Origin of the sequence: Catenovulum sp. 2E275, from assembly GCF_025515275.1 — a bacterium.
Classification (GTDB): domain Bacteria; phylum Pseudomonadota; class Gammaproteobacteria; order Enterobacterales; family Alteromonadaceae; genus Catenovulum.
Genome location: NZ_JAOPFU010000038.1, coordinates 1 through 23,394, shown reverse-complemented (window position 1 = coordinate 23,394; position 23,394 = coordinate 1). Strand labels below are relative to the sequence as shown.

Genomic DNA, 23,394 nt, shown 5'->3' with positions numbered 1-23,394 from the left:
TGGCCTCTTTTTTCATTTGATTTTTATCTAAAACTTTAAATAAAACGCTTTGCATAAAGCTTTATAAGCTGGGCTGTATTGATTATCTTGCTGATAAATCAATAAGCTTTGCTGCTGATAAGCAGGCTCGCGATCAAACTTACTTTCACATCTATAGTGGTTAATCTGGTCAGCAGATTTTTCAAACCTTAAACAAACTCGTTTAGCGGCTTTATTTGGTGCTGGCATAATGTCTAATCTGGCGATCAGGTTAAAACCTTTTTCACCGGCGATACTAACTAACTTATCCGCAATATCTGCCGGAATAATCATTTCTAGTTTAGCTTTATTTTTTAATACCAAATGGCATTGAGTAAACCAATCCGACCACGAGTTGCCTTGTAATTGTCTAGCCAGTTGCCTTTGTTGATCACTACAATTATCAGATGAAAAATAAGGTGGATTAGCAATTGCCCAACTGTAATAATCCGACTGCTGCAAATCAAAAAAGTTGACCTGTCGCACCGCTAACCTGTCGCGCCATTTTGAATTTATAAAATTATCTTCAGCTTGTTGGCAAGCGGCTGAATCTAGCTCAATAGCATCTAAATAAACAGGTGATAAACTGGCTTGTGTTTTTTGCGCCAGCATTAAACTTAAAATACCAGTACCTGTGCCTATATCCAAAACGTGATGTGAAGCGGCCAAGCTGCTAGCTGAATTAAGTTTATTATCATCTTCATCTAATAAATCGGCTAGCTGGCTCCAGCTTCCTAAAATTAAGCTATCCGTGCTCACTTTCATTGCGGCTAAATCTTGTTTAACCGTAAATTGCTTACATTTAAACATGCTGAGTTTACACTCTTTGAGGTTGCGGCTTTTTGTATTTTATCATGGCGTATTTAAACACTTTTCCCAAAACCACCGCCACCTGGCGTTTCTATTCTAAATCTATCTTTTGGGGTTACCTCAAATCGGCAAGATGGCGCTAACACTTGAGTTTGTGCATTTGCTTTAATTAATACGTTTTTACCACAAAGGCCATTTTCACCACCTGCCAAACCAGATGGTTCAATAACCCTTGAGTTTGTCAACAAATTGACTTGCATGTTTTGCAAAAACTCAATTTCACGAATTAATCCATTTCCTCCATTAAATTTGCCAGTGCCACCAGAATGCTGACGAATCGAAAACTCACGTAAAATAACAGGATATCTTTGCTCAAGGATCTCAGGATCGGTTAGTCGAGAATTAGTCATGTGGCTATGCACCGCATCAGTTCCGTTATAATAATCTCCGGCGCCGGTTCCACCAGCTAGGGTTTCATAATATTGATAATCCCGATTACCAAATGACACATTATTCATTGTTGTCTGGCCGGATGCCTGAATCGCCAATACCTGTAATAAACAGCTCACAATCGCTTGTGACACTTCCACATTACCGGCAACCACTGCTGCCGGAAACTCAGGCGATAACATGCAGCCTGACGGCACAATCACTTTGAGTGGTCTCATACACCCTGAATTAAGCGGAATCGCTTTATCAACCAAGCTACGAAATACATATATCACTGCGGCATCGGTAATTGAGCGCGGCGCATTAAAATTATTATTTTGCTGCTCACTGGTTCCGCTAAAATCAATACTGGCCTGATTTGCTTGCAAATCAATTTGAATATTAACTTTAATGACTGCACCATTATCCATCTGCTGAACATATTGACCACTTTTGAGTTTTTGCAGCGCATTAATAACGGCTTGTTCTCCATTATCTAAAATGGCGTCCATCACCTGATTGATATAAGTTAATCCTTGGCTTTGAGTTAACTTAATTAAGGCTTCTGCCCCCCATTTATTTGCAGCTAATTGTGCTGCTAAATCTGCAATATTTTGCTGAATATTACGCGCAGGATATTCACCCTGACTAAAAAATGATTTGATCCAATGAGTATTTAAACTGCCATTTTCTGCAATCTTTTCCCCTTCAAAAATCAAACCTTCTTCTAAAATACTCGTGCTATTAGCCGGCATAGATCCGGGGGTAATGCCACCCACATCGGCATGATGCGCCCGCGATGCCAAATAAAAATCAGGCTGAATACTGTTACTGGTAAACACCGGTGTAATTAAGGTTAAATCAGGTAAATGAGTGCCACCGGCATAAGGCGAATTAATTATATAACTGTCGCCTGCTCGCATATTAGTAACCTTATTAGCAAGATAACTAACCGAATGCGACATAGAGCCTAAATGCACTGGCACATGCGGCGCATTAGCAATTAACTCAGCATTAGCATTAAAAATTGCGCAGGAGAAATCCAATCTTTCCCGAATATTGACTGAATGAGCTGTTTTAGCCAGTGTTAATCCCATTTGTTCTGCAATTGCCATAAACTGGTTATTGTAAATTTCCAGTTCAATTGGGCTGATATGTAACTTTTGAGGCTGCGCTAAGTTTTTTTTAATTTCACTGGTCGTTTTATTTTCAGCTTTATTTGCAATATCAGATTTGGCAGTTGTAATTTGACTAATTTCAAGCATATTAAATTGATTTAATTTAACCTGCCAACCTGGCTCAATTAAATTAGTACCGGTTTTTTCAACAATAATCGCCGGCCCATCAATCACTTTACCCAGCAAATCCGCACTTTGATATACGCTCACTTGATGCCAGTCAGACTTTAAATAACAATCCACTGAATAACAGTTGACATCATCAAGAGTATCCGTTTTTAAAGAGTCTAAAGTAATAATTGGCGTATCATCAAGTTGGTTATCTGAGCGGTTAAATTCAATATTTAAACTATGTTCAACAATCACAGAATCAATTAAAATAGCACTACGACTATCCAGATAACCAAACTCTTGCAAATGCTTTTGCGCAAATTCAGCTTGCATGGTTTCAACATCAGCTAGTTCAACTTCTAACCTAACTTCTGCACCACTATATTTTAATAATGCTTTAATACTAGAGTTAATCTGAGCCTGCTTATCCATTGCAGTTAAATAAGCAATTTGTTTATCGGCTACCGTTTTATATTTAAGCTGAAGTTGAGTTAAGTTTTGTGGGGTTAATTCAAGCTGAATACTCACTTCATCCGTTTGAGTTTGCTCAGCTAACCCAATACCAAAAGCGGACAAAACCCCCGCATAAGGATGAATTAATATTTTCTTAATACCTAATTCTTCTGCAATCAAACAAGCATGTTGACCACCAGCACCACCAAACGAAGTTAAACAATATTCGCTAATATCATAACCTCGCTGGGTTGATATTTTGGCAATTGCATTGGCCATATTATCAACTGCAATTTTGATAAAACCACTGGCAATATCCGCAACAGATAAGGTCACACCATCTTGCTTTAATGCTTGTTGAATGTGTTCAATTGCACTCAAAGATGCTTGTTTATCTAAAGTTTGATCGGCATTTTTACCAAACACAGCTGGAAATAACTCTGGCTGAAGTTTGCCCAAAACTAAATTACAGTCAGTAACGGTTAATGGCCCTTGATTTCGGTAACAGGCAGGTCCGGGAAATGCACCGGCAGATTCAGGCCCTACTTGAAAACGGCCATCCTGATAATAACAAATCGAGCCGCCACCTGCCGCTACAGTGTGAATATTCATCATTGGGGTAGCGAGTCGGATACCGGCAATTTCACTGTGATAACTTCGTTCTAACTCACCGGCAAAATGACTCACATCAGTTGATGTTCCGCCCATATCAAAGCCGATCATTTTATTAAACCCTGCTTGTTTTGATACTTTAACTGCACCAACAATCCCACCCGCAGGGCCAGATAAAATCGCATCTTTACCATGAAACTGTTCAGCTAAAGTTAACCCGCCATTTGACTGCATAAAATACAAAGGCACAGTATTAAGCTCTGCCGCAATTTGATTAACATAATCTTGCATCACCGGGTTTAAATAAGCATCGGCAACACACGTATCACCACGAGGTATTAACTTAATGGTTTGACTGGCCTGATGCGAAAGCGAAACCTGCTTAAAATTTAATGAACGGGCAATTTCAGCAATTTGTTGTTCATGCTGTGGATTTTTCCAAGAATGCATTAATACTACAGCCAGCGACTGATAACCTTGCTGTTTTAATTGAGTTAACTGAGTTAAAACCGCCTGTTGATTAAGCTTGGTTTCTATTTCACCACTCACCAGAATGCGCTCATCTACTTCAATCACTGTTTCAAACAAAGTATCCGGCAGTTGAATATGTAAGGCAAAAATATCCGGCCGATTTTGATTGGCAATTTTTAACGCATCAGCAAAACCTAAAGTCGTTACTAAAGCTGTTTTTTGGCCTTTTTTTTCGAGTAGTGCATTGGTCGCAACCGTAGTGCCAACTTTTACACTTTCAATTATTTGGCTGTCGATAAGGTGATTATTAATTAAAGCATTAGCAGAGTTTAAGATTGCTTTAATCCCAGCAATAGCCGAGTTTTGATAATGTGCCGGATTCACTGATAATAATTTATGAGTGATAAATTCACCACTGGGATTAATCGCAACAATATCAGTAAAAGTACCGCCTCTATCTACCCAAAACTGCCAACCAGCCAATGTCTGCCTCTCTTATCTAAAGTTTTATATTTTTTATTATTTATAGCGTTATTTAATTGTGCTATTTAATCGTGCTTTTATTCGCTTGCTTAACCGCGCTGCGCTTTTAACGGTTTAATTAAATAATCCAAATTTTCCATTTTCACCGCTAAAGTAATCTGCATTAAATGCCCTAACTCGCCTTTTGGCCATTCTTTTTTCTGAAACCATAACAAATATTCTTCGGGTAAATCGATTAATGCCCTGCCGGCATATTTGCCAAATGGCATTTGCGTATTGGCTATTTTGATTAAGTCAGTTTGCTGCATTGTTTTATTCTGTTCGATTTGATGTTCGGTTTAGTGCTCGGTTTTATACAGGTTTTACTATTCAGCAGTCTAGTCAGCAATAAAACGCTTGATCAAAGCCGCCAGCTCAGCCGGATTTTGCATGTGAAAATGATGCCCGCCAGCCAAACGTTGAATTTCAAGTTGTTTAAAATAAGTTTGTCGATTATAAATCGCGCGGGCAATGCTCGGATACCCATTTAAAGCCAAAACAACCAAACAATCCACTTGAATGGCTTCAATATAAGCTTTGGCCTGAGCTTCGTCTAAGCGAATCGGTGATAAGGTTTTGACTCTCGGATCGCTTCGCCAAATAAAACCATCTGCCAATAATTCGATATTACGCTCAATTAATAAACCGGCTAATGCGTCGGTTAAATCACTCATTCTGGCTCTGGCCTGAATTAAACCAGGTAACGATTTTAAACTGCGCATTTTTCGGTTATTTTTGTTATTAGCAGAGTCAGAATCTGGTGTGGATTTTTCAAGCTGTAAACGGCTCTCAAATGCAGCTTGCATATTGTCTACCAAAGCGTCGGCATTAGAGGTAAAGGCTGCGGATGATTCCAATAAAATCAATTTCTTTACTTTATCTTGTTTTAACGCGGTATAAACCGAGGCTATCATCCCACCCATTGAATGCCCAAGTAAATAAAAAGCTGGTAAATTGAGTTTATCGACCAATAAATAAAGATCATATACCCAATCCACTAAGTGGTAATGACTAAATTCTGGTCGATGCGATGAATAACCATGTCCGGCTAATTCCAGCGCAATAATATGATAACCATCAAAAAAAGCAGCTAGCGGGGTAAAGCTGGCCGCATTATCTAACCAGCCATGTAAACACAACAATACAGGTTTATCAGCCAGTTGCTTAGGTTGGGAAGAATCGCTTAGTTGAGAAAAATCAAAGTTAGTTAAAAAGCTATAACTTAAAGTGGGATTAAGGCTGACAACATTTTGTTGCCAGCCAAATGAGTCTTGTTTTGCCATAAAATCAATAAAGAATTACTGAACCATTTTACGTTCAGATTTGGGTTTTGGCTTATTATTGTTTGGTTTTGGAATATAGTACGGGTGTAAATGATGGTAGCGGCTCCAATACCAACGGCTTGAATAAGGCCAAAACGGATCACGCCAATAATCTTTATCCCTAACTTGTGACTCTTTTGGCCACAAATGTATTTGGCTTTGTTTTAAAACCGGATAATAAATAACCTGCTCATCAATTTTGCCTTGCTCAGGTTCGCCAATCACCCCAAGCGCACTAACTAAACGGCCTTGTTTATAAATATTTGGCTCTAAAAAACCATCCACATACACTCGAAACCGGCCTAACGAGTCATCTCCTGGCTTTGGTTTTGAGCTGTTGTAAGTATCGTACTGAACCAGCTCCAGCATAGTTAGCTGCGACTTGTGTGATATTTTTGCAATCACTCCACCCCAACGAGCTTGTTCACCTACATTCTGTTTCGCGTTTTGACTGGCTTGCTGATAGCTCACCAGTTTAACATTGTCTGCAACTCTTAAATTTTCCGGCACTGTGCTACAGGCACTTGCCAATAAAGTAGATAACAGAGCAATACTTAGTTTTAATTGTTTAATTGCGACTTGCATAAATACCTCGCCAACTCGAATAAAGTCCGTATAAACCAGCAGCTAACCATATAATAATCCAAATTAATTCTGGAATATAAGTTAAGTTAGCCAAACTTGCGCCATCTCCTCTGGCCTGCCCGTCGATTAAATACCAAGGGCTTTTGATGGCATTAAGTATAACGCTTATCCCGATAAACATCAGAACCGCTTTCAGCCAATTGTGATCCAGTTTGCGGAACATCAACAAATTCAGCGCCAATAAAAAAACCAAAATTAAAATTGTTAAAATATCGCGTGCCCACAGGATCAGGCTAACAGAGAATAAAGCTAAAGTTAACAGGCTGAATAATCGGGCTATTTTAGCTTTTTTCTGGGCGATACCAATAATTAGCCAACCCCAAAACACAGCGCCTAAATAACCAGCTAGCGTAATCAGAATCGGCATGCCACCCTGACTAATACATAAACCTGAGCCGTTTGGATTTAAACTAATCGACAAAACTTGCCCGCCCGTTGCTAAAGCAACCAAGCCGTGGCTAATTTCGTGAAAATATGTTTCAAACCATTTCAGCGGAATTCTAACAATTGGCACAAATTCCAAAGCCAAAGCAATGAATACAAATACAATAAATTGAATTTTAGGATGTTTCATTAAGCTTTACCCTGAGCTGCTTTATTCTTAAATTCAAGCTTTGTTTAAACTTATTGAGCAGATTTAACCTAATCGGCTGAGATTATTTTAGGTTATTTTCCCGGTAATTTTTGCCATGTCACTTGATCGCGTACATAACTCGGACAAGCTTTATCAGCCGACGTAAACTTGCCTTGCTTAAATTCAGTTAACGCAAGATAAGCAATGTCCAAAGCATTTGGGAACTCAATGTCTGTTGAGATTTGAGCATTAATTTGCTCAGTTAACAGGTCATGATAAGTTTGCCAGCCAGTACCAACCGCCTGCCAGTTAATGCTTTTATCTAAATGATTGAGTGCATTTTGTGGTGGACAAACCACCTCATCGATTAATACTTGAGTTAACCCTAATCCTTGGGTTTGATAAGCGCCTAAATAAATTTCATTCATTCTGGCATCAATTGCACTAATCACATTTTCTGTTTTATATTCACGATACAACGCATGTGCCATTGCCGCTAAACTAGAAATACCAACAACCGGTTTATCTGCACCAAAAGCCATTCCTTGCACAATGCCAGTAGCAATTCGCACGCCGGTAAAACTGCCCGGCCCTTTGCCATAGGCAATAAAATCAATATCTGCCAAGGTTAACTTTGCCTGAGCCAAGACCTGCTCAGCCATAACCAAAATGCGCTTGTTGTGCTCGCGCGGGCACACATCAAACTCAACAAATTCAGCCTCTGGTGTTAATACCGCAGCTGAACAGGCTTCCGTTGAAGTATCTAATGCTAAAATGCGATAGTTTTGCGTTTCGCTCATTTAATATCTCTTAATTTCAAATCTTGGATTAGGGCTTGTTGATCTTTTGAGTACGATTTTGCACATCAAATGTCAACCAATCCTAACTTTGCTGTAAAAAATCGCACGCGATACTTAACGTTCGGGTGCGTTTCATATCCGGTAAACTTTGTAAAAATATTTCCCCGTATGGACGACTCACCAGCCTTGGATCGCATATCACTAATACGCCTTTATCTTTTACATCCCGAATTAAGCGTCCAGCACCTTGTTTAAGTGTAATAACCGCTTGAGGGATCTGAATTTTATTAAAAGGATCTTGCCCATTTCTGCGACAATTTTCAATCCGCGCTTGAGTTAGCGGGTCATCCGGCGCAGCAAAGGGTAATTTATCAATAATCACACATTTTAATGCATCACCACGCACATCAACCCCTTCCCAAAAACTGCCGGTTGCTAATAACACTGGGTTAGATTCAGCCAGATATTGTTCTAATAATTTACGCTTAGGTACTTCACCCTGAACCAGAATTGGATTATCAATTGCCGATTTTAAACTCTTCGCCATCAGATTCATCATCCGGTGGCTGGTAAATAAAAAGAAACAGCGGCCTTGGCTGGCGTTAATTAATTCAATCGCCATTTTTTTGAGTTCAGCCAATACACTGCGCTCATGAGGCTCAGGGAAATATCTCGGGATACATAATAATGACTGGTTTTGATAATCAAACGGGCTTTCTAAAGATAAAGATTCAAACTCATTTAATCCTAATAAATCGGTAAAGTGATCAAATTTTCCATCTACCGCTAAAGTAGCCGATGTCATTAACCAAGCTTGTTTTTTATCTGTACGTAAATTGGCAAATTTATCAGCAATTGACAGTGGCGTTAAATTTAACATCGCGTGTCTTGGGGTGGTTTCATACCACAAGCTAACATTGCTTTGATGCCACTGAGTTAACCGCTCCAGTGTTGCTTTTGCTTGTACAATTCGATCAAATAAGTGATCTGCATTTTTGGTGCGGCCAACCGCCAGTTTAATCACCTCATAGCAAAATTCCATCGCTTGTGATAAATGTTCAATGTGCTGGCTAAATTCCTCACTTTGGCCTTTATCCCGCCAATTACCTTTTTCAGGATCTATCGGAAATGCTAATCTAAATTGTTTAGCACTGGTTTGTAATTTATCAGCCGCTTTACCTAACTGGCGAATGTCTTTAAGTTCTGTCCGGTATTCGGCTTCTATATCTTTTGCTAATTCAACAAGCTGGCGGGTTGATAAACGCTGGCCAAAATATTCACAGGCAATATCTGGTATTTGATGCGCTTCATCAAACACGACCACTTGAGAATCCGGCACTATTTCGCCAAACCCAGTGTTTTTCACCGCCATATCCGCAAAATATAAATGATGATTAATCACCACTAAATCTGCATCGGCTGCTTTTTTACGGGCTTTTACCAAATAACAGTCATTATAATCTGGGCACTCTTTACCTAAACAATTATCAATGGTGCTGGTAACTAGAGGAATCGCTTTAGAGTCTTCGGCAATGCTGGTGACCTCACCAATATCACCGCTTTGAGTCGCCACAGCCCAGCGGGTTATTTGTTTTAAATCTTTGGCTATGCTTTTATCTTGTAATAATTCGGGAGATTGTTGCTGTTTATGCCTTAATAAACATAAATAATTACCACGGCCTTTTAACAAGGCGGTTTTAGCTTTACTAACTAAAGCACGTTTTACAACGGGTAAATCACGGTGGTAAAGCTGCTCTTGTAAGTTTTTAGTACCGGTTGAAATAATGACTTTTTGTTCACTTAACAAGGCCGGAATTAAATAAGCAAATGTTTTACCTGTGCCTGTGCCCGCTTCGGCAATTAACAGATCTTTGTTTTTTATTGCGCTTGCAAACGCCTCGGCCAGTTGTAATTGTGCCTGACGCGGCTGATAACCAGAGATCACTTTGGCTAACGCACCATCTTTAGAAAAAACCTGATCAAGTTTTGTCAAAACAACCTCTGGGCACAATAAAATGAGCCATTATCCAGTTTTTAACTAAATTATCTAGCGCTAATTTTAAAAGCAATTTTCACTTAAGAACACACTTGTATTTTATTTTTAATCCGTTCAGATCAGTAAATCAATGTGCTTATCCTGAGCATCTTCAATATCTAATTTATCTTGATTATGAGAGTTAGTTTTTTCTACATCTTCAGATAGTTGGCGTTCTTTTTGTTGCTCATGATTTAAAATCTCTTCTTTTTCATAAACAGGATGCTCAAAAGCTTGTTGCTGAGCTACTAGCTGTTGTTGCTGCTCAGGTGTTAGTGCTTCTGTTTCTTTACCTTCAGAGTCAATCTGTGATGGTTCCATTTCAGATTCAGTTAACTCATCCGTATTCGCTTTTTCATCTAAAATGGTTTCTTGTTTTCCGGTTTGCTGATGTTGACTTGAATGACGGTTTTGTCTGCGGCTAATCACAACATTATTTTGCTCATAATGCTCTTGCTGAGTTTCTTCTTTATAAGCTTCATCTGAAATTTTTGGCTCTTTATTAACGCGTTTTACATTCAGCCTTGGCCGTTCAAGCTTATTTTGAACCACTCTGGGTAAAAATGGGATTAATAAATCTTGGCTCATTTTTGGTCACCGAAATAACAAAATATACCTTTATTGACTTATACATCGGCTGAATTGTTCAAAACGCCAGCAATTTACTTAAAATATTGTGATGTGGAACACAAAAACCGAATCTATTTCTTGTTTAATTTGTATTTTATGCCCTTTCTTTTCGAGCCATGCTGGAATATCCTTAACCGAGGTAGGATCAGTAATAAGTTGAGTTATGCTATCACCCTGCTGGCATTGTTTTAACAGCATTTTAAGTTTAAGCAATGGCATAGGACAAATCAGCCCTCGGGTATCTAGATTAAATTGCATTCACTAAATCTCATTTATGATGCTGGAACTTATTTATCAACATATTAATATTCAGAATAATATCAAAGGTTTTTTATACATGGTGAATTCTTCAATTAACCGACCTGTACTTCCTCAAAATCCGACATTAAAAGACATTAATAAGTTTAAAAAACAATTAAACTGGGGCGATTTGCCGCCTTTTTATCACATGCTTGCTTCATCAATCAGTGAATTAGAAAGCCAGCACTCTATGGGATTTGATAACGCCTTAAAAAAAATCTGCAATCCAACTAACTGGAATATTGAATTGTTAGATGGTTATATTGATGAGCAAAACCAAATTCATGTTGAGCGCAAACCTCGTTTAGCAATTTATCAGTTATTTACTGACCGAGGTTTTGAGTTACATTGTTTTCCGTTTGCTAAGGATAAACAAATTGATCAATATGTAAAAGGCCACAGGTTAATGGAATTTGAACTTTGGGACCCGGGAACAATGAAAGTATTGGGACGAATTAACCAATTACACAAATTTATCGAATATTATTTTCAAAGTGGTGATAAAGCCGACAAAGCGCTAATTTTTTATGCCATGAAAGCAGTTGATAATTTAATTGATTATATGAAAGCGCATGTAGATGTGGTTAAATTTGATGGTGTAAGTATTGAACAATATTATAAAAATTTAGAAAAAAGAATGGATGATTCTGATCTGGATGGTTTGCTTTTAGGGGAATAATGAAACAAATGCAACAAACAATGCTCTAATCAAACATAAACGATTAAAATGATAAAAAGGTATTAGTTTGAAAATTAGGTTTAACAAAATTATTGCGTCTTTAGCAATTGCTTGTCAGCTTTCTACAGTGCAGTTTGCATCTGCAAATTCACAAAGCCCTCATAATTTACCTAATTTAGGGACAGTTGCAGCCAGCTCTCTGACAATTGAGAAAGAAAAGTTAATTGGCAATGTAATTAGAAAACAACTTAGAGCAACTTCCCCTGTTATTAGTGATCCTTTATTAGATGAATACATTAATACATTAGGCAAAAAGCTGGTATCTAAAGCAAATGATGTACGTTATCCATTTGATTTTTATCTAATCAGAAATCCTCAAATTAATGCTTTTGCCACTTTTGGCGGTGTGGTTGCCATTCATACCCAAACTCTGCTTGAAGCTGAAACCGAAAGTGAACTGGTTTCTGTACTGTCTCACGAAATTGCACACGTTACCCAGCGCCATATTGCCCGCTCAATTGAAGAACAACAAAGAAATGCACCATTAACCATAGCCTCGTTATTAGGGGCGATTTTAATTGCAATGGCAGACCCTAGCGCAGGTGCTGCTGCCATTACCACAGCTCAGGCCAGTTCGCAGCAAATGACACTAAACTATACTCGTCAAAACGAAAAGGAAGCTGATCGGATTGGACTCAGAACACTGATTGATGCCGGATATGATCCGCGTGGTGCGCGTGACTTTTTTGTGCGATTAGCAGAGCAAACCCGTTACTCCAGTAAATTACCGGCCATGCTGTATTCTCACCCGTTACCGGATACTCGGGTGAGCGATATTCGAGCTAGAATAGATGGCTTAGCCCCAGTATTTTTACCTGTTAGTAGCGATTTTCAGTTAGCCAAAATCCGTACTGCGGTGTTTTATACCCAAAGACCAGAATATCATATTGAGTTTTTTGAAAACCGGCTCAAAAATGTTAGCCCGCAGCACAAACCTTTTTTCCAGTATGGCCTTGCCCTTGCGTTAATGAAAAATGAAGAATATCTGGCGGCAAATAAAATTATTGATGAGTTGTTAGACAGAGACAGTAGTAATTTATTTTATCTGGATTTAAAAACCGATATTGTAATTGGCTTAAAACAATTCAAAGTCATCTATGAATTACTCGAACAGAAGCTAAAATTAATGCCAAATAACCAAGTGCTGGTGCTTAATTATGCAAACGCGCTGGTTCAGGGCGATCAGGCAAATAAAGCAGTTGATATTTTAAAAGATTTTATTATTCTGCACCCACAGCATTATCTTGCTTGGCAAATAATGGCTGATGCCTATAAACAATTAGGTAACAGGTCTCAATATCATCAGGCACAAGCTGAACTCTACGCGTTAGTTTTAGCTTATCCTAAAGCTATTGATGAATTACACACGGCGTTTAACCATATTGATCGTCAGTCTGAAATCGATAAAAAGCGAATTTCAGCCAGGATTAAACAGTTAAGAAATGAACAAGAAAATCTGAAAAGGCTGTAACTATGTCCAATTACATCATTTATCATAATCCTCGTTGCAGTAAAAGCAGGGAAACTCTCGCCCTGTTGCAAGAACACGGCATTGAGCCGGAAGTTATTTTATATCTGGACACACCACCAAGCATTGAAGCTTTGGCTGAGCTTGCAACTAAATTAAATGTAGAATCCGTTCATGATTTTATTCGTGATAAAGAGGCAATATATAAAGAACTTGATTTAGACGACTTAATGTCTGATGAAGAGTTATTACCTTTAATGAACGAATATCCTAAATTAATTGAACGCCCAATTGTAGTAAAAGGCGATAAAGCGGTTATTGGCCGTCCGCCAGAAAACGTACTTTCACTCATTAACCAATAATGACTGAAATACTGGTTTTATACTACAGCCGACACGGCTCTACCCAAGCTTTAGCATATCAAATTGCTAATGGGGTTGAGTCGGTCGGTGCACAAGCAAATATTCGCAGAGTGGCCGAGTTATCGACCACTCATCAAGCCACCAGTCCGGCGATTCCATCAGAAGGCGATTTATTTGCCAGCGAGCAAGATTTAGCAAACTGTGATGGTTTAATCATAGGCTCTCCCACCCGCTTTGGTAATATGGCCGCAGAGCTCAAATACTTTTTAGATCAAACCAGTCAGATTTGGCTAAAAGGCAAATTAAACGGTAAACCAGCAGCGTGTTTTACCTCTACCAGTTCGCTGCATGGTGGACAAGAATCAACACTTTTAAGTATGATGCCGCCACTTTTACATCACGGCATGTTATTAGTTGGTTTACCCTATAGCGAATCACATTTACATACCACTACAACTGGCGGAACGCCTTATGGTGCAAGCCATTTAGCGACAAACCAAAATAACAAGTTATCAAAAGAGGAAGCTGAGCTGGCTTTTGCGTTAGGCAAACGAGTCGCTCAAATAGCGCAAAAACTATCATAATGACAGAACAAGACAAACAGGCTTTGCATCAAAGCCCTGAGCGACTAAAAAAAATCAAACAATGTAAAACGTTAGCTTTAGTAGGCTATTTGGGGTTATTTGTATTAATACCTATCTGGCATGTTTGGTTAGCACCACCACTGGATGGTATGTCTGTCGGGTTTGTATTAACGCTTTGGTTAGTCCCTTTGTTATTCCCACTAAAAGGCATGATAACAGGCAAAGCTTATACTTATGCATGGTCTAATTTCATTTGCATGTTTTACTTTTTGCATAGTTTAACGTTAATTTATGCATCTGAAAGCGAACGCTATTTAGCGCTGGCCGAACTTATTCTGGCCTGTTGCTGGTTTACTGGTGCAAGTTACTACGCACGTTATCAGGGCCAGTATCAAGGGTTAGGTTTAAAAAAGTTAAAAAAGTCAGATTAAGATCACGAGGCGCTGGGTAACAGCCAAGATGAGTACAGAAATAGATATGAAAGCAATCAATGAGCCGGTAGAAATTGTTTTCACTCACGCTGATTTTTATATAGTTAACAAACCACATAATGTTGATTTTCATGACAATCAAGGCGAAACCGGCTTTTTTAACCAGTTTAAACAGCAAACGGGGGAGTCACTCTACCCTGTTCACCGTTTAGACAAAGCCACGTCTGGCCTTATCATATTTGCCCGCAATTTAGCAGCTGAACATTTTTTTAATCAAGCATTGCAACAACATCAAATCAATAAATATTACCTTGCCATTGGGGGCCATAAGCCTAAACAAAAACAAGGGCGAATTATTGGTGATATGGAAAAATCGCGGAATAAAGCATGGAAGTTATCTCGAACCAAACTCAATCCAGCTAAAACCTTCTTTTATTCATTTTCTGTTGGCGATAAAAAAAGATTATATTTATTAAAACCCTACACAGGTAAAACCCACCAGCTTAGGGTGGCAATGAAATCAATCAGTGCCAGTATTATCGGTGATGATATTTATCAGGGTGAAAAAGCAGACAGATTATACTTACATGCTTTTGCTTTGAGTTTTAATTACCAACAAACACAAATCAGCCTAATCTCAATCCCAAAGCAAGGTGATTATTTTAAGCAAATACCAGCAGATTTATTAACTCAAGTGAGCCAGTTTAACGATTTTAACTGGCCCATACTTTAATTATTTTTGTTGGTTACACTTTAAGTTTAGCGATAAATTCATCAAGCCAAGTTTGTGCGGCACCAACCGCATCCATCGTTTCGCAGGCATCAATTTCTAATTTAGGTTGAAGCTGGGTCGCCATACATTCTGCTAATACTTCATCAAAATCTTTACCTGCCTGACAAAAAGTATCAAAGTAAGATGAATCCCCCATCGCAATGACAGCGTATTTTTGGCCAGTTAAATTGGGGGTATTTTTGAGTTCAAAATACACATTAGCTAAATTATCTGGCACATCACCTTGCCCGGTGGTAGAGGTAATAACCAACCAATGTTCTGGATTTTCGGCAAGAATATCAGCCAAGGAACAATCTGAAAAAACTTTAGCTTCAACTCCGGCTTGCTTAAACTTTTTTAAGGTGTTTTCTGCTAAATCTTCCGCGCCACCATACACAGATCCGACTAAAATTGCAGTCAGGCTCATTTTATATCCTCTTTAAAATTTAAATTTGTCATTGCCAATAACTGTTTAAAACTGGAATCTAATTTGGCAATTAAAGTTAATTTTTGTTGTGAAACCGGATGCAGCAAATCTAATTGACAGGCATGTAGCGCTAATCGGGTTTCATCATTTAACGTTTTGAAATACTTATTGTATTTATTATCGCCATAGTTTACATCATAAATAATTGGATGGCGAAGGTGTGCTAAATGCCGGCGAATTTGATGCTTTCGGCCCGTTTTAGGTAACAGCTTTAATAAGCTAAAACGTGATTGCGGATAACGGTTAATTTCAACATTAATTTGCGACTGAAGTAAACATAGATATTCGGTGATTGCCTCTTTTGCCGGTTGCTGTTGATTGGCTTTTTTATCTGTCATTTTATCAAGCTGCTCAACCAAAGGATAATCAATCACACCGCTATCATTTAAATGCCCACGTACTATAGCAAAATACGTTTTTTGAATTTGCCGGTTTTCAAACTGTTGAGATAATGCCCGTGCGATATCCGACGATAACGCCATTAATAATACGCCCGAAGTCGGTTTATCCAGCCTGTGTACCGGATATACATATTGACCAATTTGATCGCGTACAATCTGCATCGCAAAGCGGGTTTCTCTTTTATCAATTAACGAGCGGTGCACCAACAGGCCAGACGGTTTATTTACCGCGATGATATATTCATCCTGATATAGCACTTCCAATTTTTCAGGTTCAGTTTGTCGCTGCATACTTTCAGCAGTTTCAACTGATTCCGTTGTGTTTAATTCGACTTGATTAATCATCTTTACTCTTGGATTTAAGGTGCAAACACGTTATCTATTTTTACAATCACGTTTAATAAAATCTGTTTATCAAACTGGCTATTTTTATAAACCTCTTCTGCCAGTGGCAACAGCGCCAATGTAGTCGGTAAGGCTTGCTTGGTTTGCAGTAAAATACGCATTTTTTCAATAAAGATAAACTGTAGCCATTGCTCAAAGCTTAATGTATCAATACAAAAAGGTTGAGTGCTGGCTAAAGCTTGTGCACTCGGGCGGGTTTGCTGCCATAAATTAACTTGTTTAAGTGCTTGTTCCAGTTCGGTTAATAGCATATCCAGATGTTGATTTTGGGTCATAATTTAAAGCTTTTAGGCAAAATGGCTATTATAGCCTGAGTCAGCTTCTGATATAATGTAATTATTTATGTTTTACTGAATTTTGTTATGGATACTATTTCAACTTTATATCAACTGGTTCAAGCTGCTGGCTGCGATTATTGCATTTACGATATTGGTCGCCGGGTCACCGAAATTTCAAAAACCGAGTTTGAACAGTTTGAAAATACTCAAATTCCCTACCCGTATCCAATTCAAAAAACGGCCAGATTTGCACTGGTTTATTGGCCTTTAGGGCAAACCAATAATCCTTATATCTGGTTTATGAACTTACCGCTAAATGAAGAAAGTCAGGTTATTCTGGCATCTCGAAATCATTTTGTAGCGATTATTCAAGAAGCAATGGGCGGTCAAATAACCCAAGGCAGTGAAGATAAACTGCCGGATAATCCGTATATAAAAGCGCCGGATGCAAAAAAACTAGCAGTCGTTAATGCCAAATTAAAACAAAAATTAAAACTTCCACCATCAAAATATTTAGCCGACTGCATTAGTTATTTATCGCATCAAAACTGGGATAACTGGCAAAACCTTGCAATTCAGGGTTGGGCAGACTTATTAGTAAGATTAAACGATCCGAAAGTTAATCAGCTATTTGACGATGGCTTTTTTGAATTTCCGGCTGAGATGAAAACCGAGTTAGCCAGTTTAATTGAACATGAACAGTTAAGCCGCGCAGCATACCGACGAATTGTGCGACAGCTTCAAAATAAAGATTTGGATAAAACCGAGCAAGTCACTTTATTACGCTGCTTAGCTGGATTTTCTGATGACGCAGAATTTAATCAATACTTAACTGAGCTACTGAGCCAAGAACAAACATTGGATGCAGATTTATTGGCAGTGATTAGCGCCCGCTGTTTTGCCGCATTGGGCGATCCATTATTATTAAGCCTGTATCTTGAAAAAATCGCAGCTTACCCGACTGATGGTTTATTTGAAGCTTTGTTTACCGATTTAGTCGCCATTCCAAATATTCGCCGCTGTATTTTTGCATTGCTGCAAAACCCAAATGCACTCCCCAAAACCCGTGAAGCATTAAGTAAAATGGTTGCAGGTAAATATAATGCAGCTCATTGATATTGTTATTTTAATTGGGCTATTTTTAGTCGGGTTTCAGTTTTGGCAACTCCGTAAACAAACTGAAGCTGCGCTGGCTTATGCGAATAATTATTGCGAACAAAATAATTTGCAGTTTATTTCGCTTGCCCGTAAACAAACCAAAATAAAACTATTCAAAAAAAAGCTGATTGAATGGCAAAGTGAATTTGAAATTGAATTTAGCGGCAATGGCGAAGATTCAAGCTTAGGCTTTATGCAGCTTCAGGATATGCGCTTAGTTAATATCACCACTCAGGCTTATCCGATTAATTAACCTGAGAGGATAATCACACTAAAAGTAGCTTTTAGGTAAATAAACAGAGAGGAATTAATCAAACTAGGCTGTCGCCAAGGTGCCATTTACCGACGATCAAACTCCCGCTTCTGCTCATTTAAACTCAAGCAAGAGCGGACGAAAATACTCTCGACTAAATTTCATAACTATGCCACTTTGGGAACCTTAGTAAAAACTTTACTCAGGTCAGATATGCGATCCTAAGGAGACATCTGGTTGGTTTGAGCGATTAACGGATAGCTCGTATGAGTTATTCGATGAGTATTACACCACAACAAAAAAGCGAGTCTGTAACTAATTTTGTGTAACTGCCTATCACAACGTACCCTATTGAGAGTTAAGGATAGGCAGATACAAATGAACAAAAAAGAACTTTAAGCTTTCGCAAAGGAAGCGGACAGAGGAATAAAAACGCCTGAATGCCATTGAGTCACTTAACAGCGTTACCCGCAAGGCTATAAAGAAGCGAAAAATCTTCCCCAGCGATGATTTAGCTAAAAAGATGGTTTACCTTGGTATCAAGAATGCCAGTAAAAAAATGGACTATGCCCATTCAAAACTAGCGTCAGGCGATGAGTCGATTTATTATCGAATTCGAGGAACGCCTCGAAAGACATATAAACTAAATGGCAGTTACACAGAATCTGTTACAGGGTCACCGTAACGAACGGATAACAGAATTTCAATGTTAGATTTTTGCAGATTCAATTCAATTGACTTAATTTTGCTCATGATTGATATTTAATACCTCTAATCAGGAGGCTAAATATTTACCTGTGTTCAATACCTTGTTTAAATGCTTTTATCTTTTGATGAAATCATGCATCTTCGGTTGAATATTCTTAACTAACAAATTCGGCATATTAAAAGTATGTAATGTTCACTCCCCTCTCGTTTAATATTTTTCACATAAAAAATTCACAAAAAGCATATCAAAATAAAATTAAGTCTCGCTATGTTGGTTACCTTTAAAACGCTTTCATTAAAAAACATTATAAAAAAGAGGTTTATACCGTGAAAAAATTTAACTTTTCTCTACTAGCCGTTACGACAGCTTTACTACTAAGTGCGTGTAATGATGGTAAAGACGGAGCAAACGGCACCAATGGTACTAACGGTGTAGATGGCGCAGCTGGTAACAATGGCTTAAATAGCTTACTTGTACAAACTCAGTTGAGTACAGGTAATGAGCATTGCTGGTTAGGTGGTGTACAAATCGATTCTGGTTTAGATCAAGATGCTAATGCAACTTTAGAAGCGAGCGAAATCACTAGCACTTCATATGCATGTAATCCTGATACATTCGGTACAAGCGGCGTTCGTTTACCCTATTCAGTTATGCGTAACGATCTAAACAACGTGTATTACACTGGTTCAACGTTTGAAGTACGTAATGGTGGTTATGGTTCAGATATGGATGGCCATCCAACTAACCCAATGCAATTTTACGCATTGACTGACCGTGGTCCAAATGCGAACTACCGTACCACTCAAGAAGGTGCACCTTACGGTAATGGTAAAAAGTTCCCAACACCAGATTACACACCTCGCATCGGTTTATTCGAAATCCAAGCCAACGGTTCTATTGCTAAAATTAAAGATATTTTATTAAAAGACCGTGATGGCAATGCAATCAGCGGTTTACCTAATTCATCTGCATTAGGTGGCACTGGCGAAGTACCTTATAACACTAACGGTGAAGTTATTCGCCAAGATATGACTCAACCATATGATGCAACGACTAACCCAGCAGTATTTGATGACTATGGTTTAGATTCTGAGGGTTTAGCTGCACTTAGCGATGGTACTTTCTGGGTAAGTGACGAATACGGCCCACACATGGTTCATTACAGTGCGGAAGGCGTTGAGTTAGAGCGCATCAACCCATTTGCGGCAGATGACCGTAATCTTTATGACTTACCAGCTGAATTTGGTAACCGTTGGGCTAACCGTGGAATGGAAGGTTTAACGATTACACCTGATGAAAAAACCTTAGTTGGTATTATGCAATCTAGCTTAGATAACCCTAGTAAAAACCGCACTGACTTAACTCGTATCGTTACGGTTAACCTAGAAACTGGAGCCATTGCGCAATATCTTTACCGACAAGATAAAGGTTCGAACTCTAACTCTGCGATTAAAGCACTAAGTGCAACTCAGTTCTTAGTATTAGAGCGTGATGGCGCGTTCTACAACAAAGGCGGCGACACTGCTCAGAAATACGTCTATAAAATTGATATCAGCAATGCAACAAACCTTGAAGGTATTGCGGCAGCTGGCGACATTGCACAAGACGACGCGCTAGGTTTAACCATTGCAGGCGAAACGTTAGAGCAAGTTGTCAATAACGCAGCAGATTATGATACGGGTTGGAATACCCTTTCAAACAACGGTATTGTTCCAGCTGAAAAACTAAGTTTAGTAGTTGATATGGTGAACGAAGTTTCATACCCGCATGACAAAATGGAAGGCTTGTGGGTAATTGATGAACACCGTTTAGGCGTACTTAACGACGACGATTTCGCAACTTGGTCAGAAGCAACAAGTGGTGGTCCATTAGGTCAAAAATACCTAGACAGCAACAACACGGTTGTTGACGGCAATACGTTATATATCGTTGCTGGTTTAGATTTATCAGCTAACTAAGCTGTAATCTTAATAAGAGATCAAACCTGAGCTGACTTAATGTCGGCTCTTTTTTACCTACTCATAATCCACTTAATTTAATGTATAAGGACGATGACTATGCGTAATAAGCATTTATTTACTGGTATCGCATGTATTGCTACAACTATGTTTTGTGAGCTAGCAATGGCAAATCCTGATGTAACATCACGTGAATATAAAAGATTATTAGACCCGACATTATTCACTTACAACACAGAATCCACCAAGGTTGCTAATTATTTCAGTGCGTTTGAAACTGTGGTAGAAGCGGCTATCTCCCGTGATGTTACAGGCTCTTTGTCGCTTGATAAAGTTCGTACCGTTAAGTTTTTCGACACTTCAGGTAGCTGCCAACTTAACGCCTTGGGTTATGTGTTTCGTGAGCGCATCGAAAATGGGAACTCTGAAGTCACCCTTAAATTCCGTAGCCAAGATAGATATATCTCAGATTTTGAGGATTTATCTTCAGCAACCAGTGGTGCCGAAACTAAATTAGAAGCCGATTGGGGGATCAATAGCGCTGGTTACAAAATTGTATATGGACACTCAACCAAAGCACCAAACACCAGAACCATTAACGATTTTAAAGACATCAACACTCACTATCCAGGTTTTGAAAACGATTATGGTTTCAACGATAACTTAGCTTTGGATTTAGTCGGTAACCTAACTATCCACGAACGAGTCTATAAAGGTGCAGAGATTGATTTAGGTTCTATTGATGCCGAGGTTAGTATCACGTTATGGTACACCAGCTCACCATCAGGCAGTCAAAGCCCATTTATTGCTGAAGCCTCGTTTAAATATGAAGATCCATCAGCCGATTACACACAAAAAGTCGTAAAAAGAGCAAAAGCCGCTTTTGATAGCTTGTTGACATTAGATAGTTGGAATGAATTAGGTTCAACGACAAAGACTCAATCTGTCTATCAATATAACAGCAACTTTTGCAATTAATGATTATTCGCCCAGCAATTTATACCTGTAGTAGTCAAGTTAAATAGGCCACGACCTAAAAGCTATAAATTAAAATTTTGTAATATGCCACTAATCAGTGTTGATAAACGTAGTGAATCTGTCAGTAGCTTTTGGAACGTCACTCACCATGAGTGTTAATAGAGATTAACAACCATGTTTGGTGGCTTTGTCAAAATTGTGCCAGAAGCGGAAGTTGAGCTCTAGGATATATACGTCAGCTAAAGCCAGTTAGCCGACTAAACTTAAATACAGAAAAACAAGTTCAACGCCCCAAGAAAGGGCAATAATACGTGGGCTAAAATACGGAACGAAGTGACGGGAGCCCACGTGGTTATTGTCCCGCTTACTTGGTTTGTTATACAGCAACTAACTTGGTGTTCTCGCTTTTTGAATGAGAAACCATATGGTCACTAAAACGCTCCCCGCTGCAACAGAGTACAGTGGCATTTCAAAAAAGAACATATTCATGGTTCGTTGACCATCATGCTCCGTTTTTGATGCCCAAAGCAAACCAATAATGCACAGAACTAACCAAGGCAAGATTGCGATACTGAGGCGTAATAAGTATGGACCGCAGGCAAACTTAAACTGAAACAAAAAAGCAATGGCAGGAATTATTAGAAGCCCACCAAACCAAAATAGACCGCCGCCTAGGTCTAAGAAATAAGAACACAAAATAGCCAAGGTAGAAATGACTAAATTAATACTATTTTGTCTGAATGTTTCGTCCATACGTCCTTGCTGTATAACGAGACTGTAAGAATTACTCCAGTCTGTAAAAATAAAATTAAATTGTGCGCTCCTACCTAAAATTTAGCTACCCTTCAGATGAAAAGTTAACTAGATTTCACGTAGACAGGCCATTTTTGGCGTATAAAACGTTAATTATCTACCCAAAATGCCAAATATGAGTAATTCTACAATCTCAACGCCGCAATAAGCGGCTAAAAAGGCTTGGCTAAAATTAGTGAGATACGAACTAAGCCAAGCTTTTTTAGTCCGCCCTTAATTGCACTGTTATGTGCACCACCGACTAAGAACATTCTTTACTAACGAGTTGTCCCACTATTTTCGATGTTTCTTCGGCTTCTTGAATAAATTGCTTATAACTCTTTCCTTTTGAGGTACCGTCAATAGTTAGCTTATAGCCAGCTGTTAAATTGTGAGAATAAAATTCTAGTTCCACTCGGTTATCTGAGTAATAGAATTTCAACTCTGTATCAACAATTATAGTCGAACTAAAAGGTTCATATTTTTTTATAGCGTGTATTAAGCACGAAGCTTTTATTGGTACTTCAAAACTAACACCGTAGCCAATTTTATTGTCTATGCTTGAACAACCGCTAAGTAATAATAAAACTAAAAATATTCGCATTAACATGTGCACATAACGAGACTGTAGAAAAACCTGTTTTAAAGCTCCGGTTTAGCCACAATCTGCTTAATAATTAATTTGATATTTACTTTTACCTATTTTTCT

Annotated in this window: 25 protein-coding genes and 1 pseudogene; 11 read left to right on the top strand and 15 right to left on the bottom strand. The window is 38.6% G+C overall.

Going from position 1 to position 23,394, the window contains the following annotated elements; translation table 11 throughout:
- Positions 1-27: 27 nt before the first annotated feature.
- The 10 genes from N7931_RS15195 to N7931_RS15150 form a co-directional block, all read right to left on the bottom strand.
- Entirely contained in the window at positions 28-828 is an 801-nt protein-coding gene (locus N7931_RS15195) for a tRNA1(Val) (adenine(37)-N6)-methyltransferase (RefSeq protein ID WP_262795198.1), read from the bottom strand.
- A gap of 53 nt (positions 829-881) precedes the next feature.
- Entirely contained in the window at positions 882-4,565 is a 3,684-nt protein-coding gene (locus N7931_RS15190; protein WP_262795197.1) for a hydantoinase B/oxoprolinase family protein, read from the bottom strand.
- 89 nt (positions 4,566-4,654) lie between these two features.
- Positions 4,655-4,873, bottom strand: a complete 219-nt coding sequence (locus N7931_RS15185; RefSeq protein ID WP_262795196.1) for a DUF3820 family protein — start codon at positions 4,871-4,873, stop codon at positions 4,655-4,657.
- A gap of 69 nt (positions 4,874-4,942) precedes the next feature.
- Complete coding sequence (locus N7931_RS15180) at positions 4,943-5,887, bottom strand: alpha/beta fold hydrolase (protein WP_262795195.1); 945 nt, start codon at positions 5,885-5,887, stop codon at positions 4,943-4,945.
- A 15-nt stretch (positions 5,888-5,902) separates the two neighbouring features.
- Positions 5,903-6,511 carry a Slp family lipoprotein gene (locus tag N7931_RS15175; RefSeq protein ID WP_262795194.1) on the bottom strand — a complete coding sequence of 203 codons (609 nt, stop codon included), beginning with the start codon at positions 6,509-6,511 and terminating at the stop codon, positions 5,903-5,905.
- Positions 6,495-7,145: a M50 family metallopeptidase gene (locus N7931_RS15170; protein WP_262795193.1), complete on the bottom strand. Its 651-nt coding sequence runs from the start codon at positions 7,143-7,145 to the stop codon at positions 6,495-6,497. The genes N7931_RS15175 and N7931_RS15170 overlap by 17 nt, the downstream gene beginning before the upstream one ends.
- 92 nt (positions 7,146-7,237) lie before the next feature.
- A complete protein-coding gene (gene tsaB / locus N7931_RS15165) occupies positions 7,238-7,945 on the bottom strand; it encodes a tRNA (adenosine(37)-N6)-threonylcarbamoyltransferase complex dimerization subunit type 1 TsaB (RefSeq protein WP_262795192.1) in 708 nt (235 codons plus the stop codon).
- An 82-nt stretch (positions 7,946-8,027) separates the two neighbouring features.
- Positions 8,028-9,938, bottom strand: a complete 1,911-nt coding sequence (locus tag N7931_RS15160; RefSeq protein ID WP_262795191.1) for an ATP-dependent DNA helicase — start codon at positions 9,936-9,938, stop codon at positions 8,028-8,030.
- Positions 9,939-10,055: 117 nt separating this feature from the next.
- Positions 10,056-10,568, bottom strand: coding sequence for a hypothetical protein (locus N7931_RS15155; RefSeq protein ID WP_262795190.1), 513 nt, complete (start codon positions 10,566-10,568; stop codon positions 10,056-10,058).
- Positions 10,569-10,646: 78 nt separating this feature from the next.
- Positions 10,647-10,868: a sulfurtransferase TusA family protein gene (locus N7931_RS15150; protein WP_262795189.1), complete on the bottom strand. Its 222-nt coding sequence runs from the start codon at positions 10,866-10,868 to the stop codon at positions 10,647-10,649.
- A gap of 82 nt (positions 10,869-10,950) precedes the next feature.
- Between N7931_RS15150 and N7931_RS15145 the strand changes: the two genes are divergently transcribed.
- The 6 genes from N7931_RS15145 to N7931_RS15120 all read left to right on the top strand — a co-directional run bounded on the left by N7931_RS15145 (position 10,951) and on the right by N7931_RS15120 (position 15,227).
- Entirely contained in the window at positions 10,951-11,589 is a 639-nt protein-coding gene (locus N7931_RS15145; protein WP_262795219.1) for a hypothetical protein, read from the top strand.
- A 67-nt stretch (positions 11,590-11,656) separates the two neighbouring features.
- Positions 11,657-13,120, top strand: a complete 1,464-nt coding sequence (locus N7931_RS15140; RefSeq protein ID WP_262795188.1) for a M48 family metalloprotease — start codon at positions 11,657-11,659, stop codon at positions 13,118-13,120.
- Positions 13,121-13,122: 2 nt separating this feature from the next.
- Entirely contained in the window at positions 13,123-13,479 is a 357-nt protein-coding gene (gene arsC, locus N7931_RS15135; RefSeq protein WP_262795187.1) for an arsenate reductase (glutaredoxin), read from the top strand.
- The gene (wrbA, locus tag N7931_RS15130) at positions 13,479-14,063 is read left to right on the top strand and encodes an NAD(P)H:quinone oxidoreductase (RefSeq protein ID WP_262795186.1); all 585 of its coding nucleotides are present in this window, start codon (positions 13,479-13,481) and stop codon (positions 14,061-14,063) included. Before arsC ends, wrbA begins: the two co-directional genes overlap by 1 nt.
- The gene (locus N7931_RS15125) at positions 14,063-14,494 is read left to right on the top strand and encodes a DUF2069 domain-containing protein (protein WP_262795185.1); all 432 of its coding nucleotides are present in this window, start codon (positions 14,063-14,065) and stop codon (positions 14,492-14,494) included. Before wrbA ends, N7931_RS15125 begins: the two co-directional genes overlap by 1 nt.
- A 28-nt stretch (positions 14,495-14,522) precedes the next feature.
- On the top strand, positions 14,523-15,227 hold the full coding sequence (locus tag N7931_RS15120) for a TIGR01621 family pseudouridine synthase (protein WP_262795184.1): 705 nt from the start codon (positions 14,523-14,525) through the stop codon (positions 15,225-15,227).
- 13 nt (positions 15,228-15,240) lie between these two features.
- On the opposite strand, the gene N7931_RS15115 is transcribed toward N7931_RS15120, so the two are convergent.
- From N7931_RS15115 to N7931_RS15105, 3 genes are read right to left on the bottom strand one after another with little or no spacing between them, the layout of a single operon-like run.
- Positions 15,241-15,693, bottom strand: coding sequence for a flavodoxin domain-containing protein (locus tag N7931_RS15115; RefSeq protein WP_262795183.1), 453 nt, complete (start codon positions 15,691-15,693; stop codon positions 15,241-15,243).
- On the bottom strand, positions 15,690-16,499 hold the full coding sequence (gene truC, locus N7931_RS15110; protein ID WP_262795182.1) for a tRNA pseudouridine(65) synthase TruC: 810 nt from the start codon (positions 16,497-16,499) through the stop codon (positions 15,690-15,692). The genes N7931_RS15115 and truC overlap by 4 nt, the downstream gene beginning before the upstream one ends.
- 14 nt (positions 16,500-16,513) lie before the next feature.
- Positions 16,514-16,834, bottom strand: a complete 321-nt coding sequence (locus N7931_RS15105; RefSeq protein ID WP_262795181.1) for a YqcC family protein — start codon at positions 16,832-16,834, stop codon at positions 16,514-16,516.
- An 87-nt stretch (positions 16,835-16,921) separates the two neighbouring features.
- Here N7931_RS15105 and N7931_RS15100 point away from each other — a divergent pair, with 87 nt between their 5' ends.
- The 5 genes and pseudogenes from N7931_RS15100 to N7931_RS15080 all read left to right on the top strand — a co-directional run bounded on the left by N7931_RS15100 (position 16,922) and on the right by N7931_RS15080 (position 21,893).
- Positions 16,922-17,953, top strand: a complete 1,032-nt coding sequence (locus N7931_RS15100) for a DUF3549 family protein (protein ID WP_262795180.1) — start codon at positions 16,922-16,924, stop codon at positions 17,951-17,953.
- Positions 17,940-18,248, top strand: a complete 309-nt coding sequence (locus N7931_RS15095; protein ID WP_262795179.1) for a DUF3301 domain-containing protein — start codon at positions 17,940-17,942, stop codon at positions 18,246-18,248. Before N7931_RS15100 ends, N7931_RS15095 begins: the two co-directional genes overlap by 14 nt.
- A 439-nt stretch (positions 18,249-18,687) precedes the next feature.
- Positions 18,688-18,832 (top strand): annotated as a pseudogene (locus N7931_RS15090) (transposase); the annotation flags it as partial.
- Positions 18,833-19,283: 451 nt separating this feature from the next.
- A complete protein-coding gene (locus N7931_RS15085) occupies positions 19,284-20,915 on the top strand; it encodes an esterase-like activity of phytase family protein (protein ID WP_262795178.1) in 1,632 nt (543 codons plus the stop codon).
- A 99-nt stretch (positions 20,916-21,014) separates the two neighbouring features.
- A complete protein-coding gene (locus tag N7931_RS15080; protein ID WP_262795177.1) occupies positions 21,015-21,893 on the top strand; it encodes a hypothetical protein in 879 nt (292 codons plus the stop codon).
- A 387-nt stretch (positions 21,894-22,280) separates the two neighbouring features.
- Here the strand turns inward: N7931_RS15080 and N7931_RS15075 are convergent, their stop codons facing one another.
- Entirely contained in the window at positions 22,281-22,646 is a 366-nt protein-coding gene (locus N7931_RS15075; protein WP_262795176.1) for a hypothetical protein, read from the bottom strand.
- 301 nt (positions 22,647-22,947) lie between these two features.
- Positions 22,948-23,289, bottom strand: coding sequence for a hypothetical protein (locus N7931_RS15070; protein ID WP_262795175.1), 342 nt, complete (start codon positions 23,287-23,289; stop codon positions 22,948-22,950).
- Positions 23,290-23,394 lie beyond the last annotated feature (105 nt).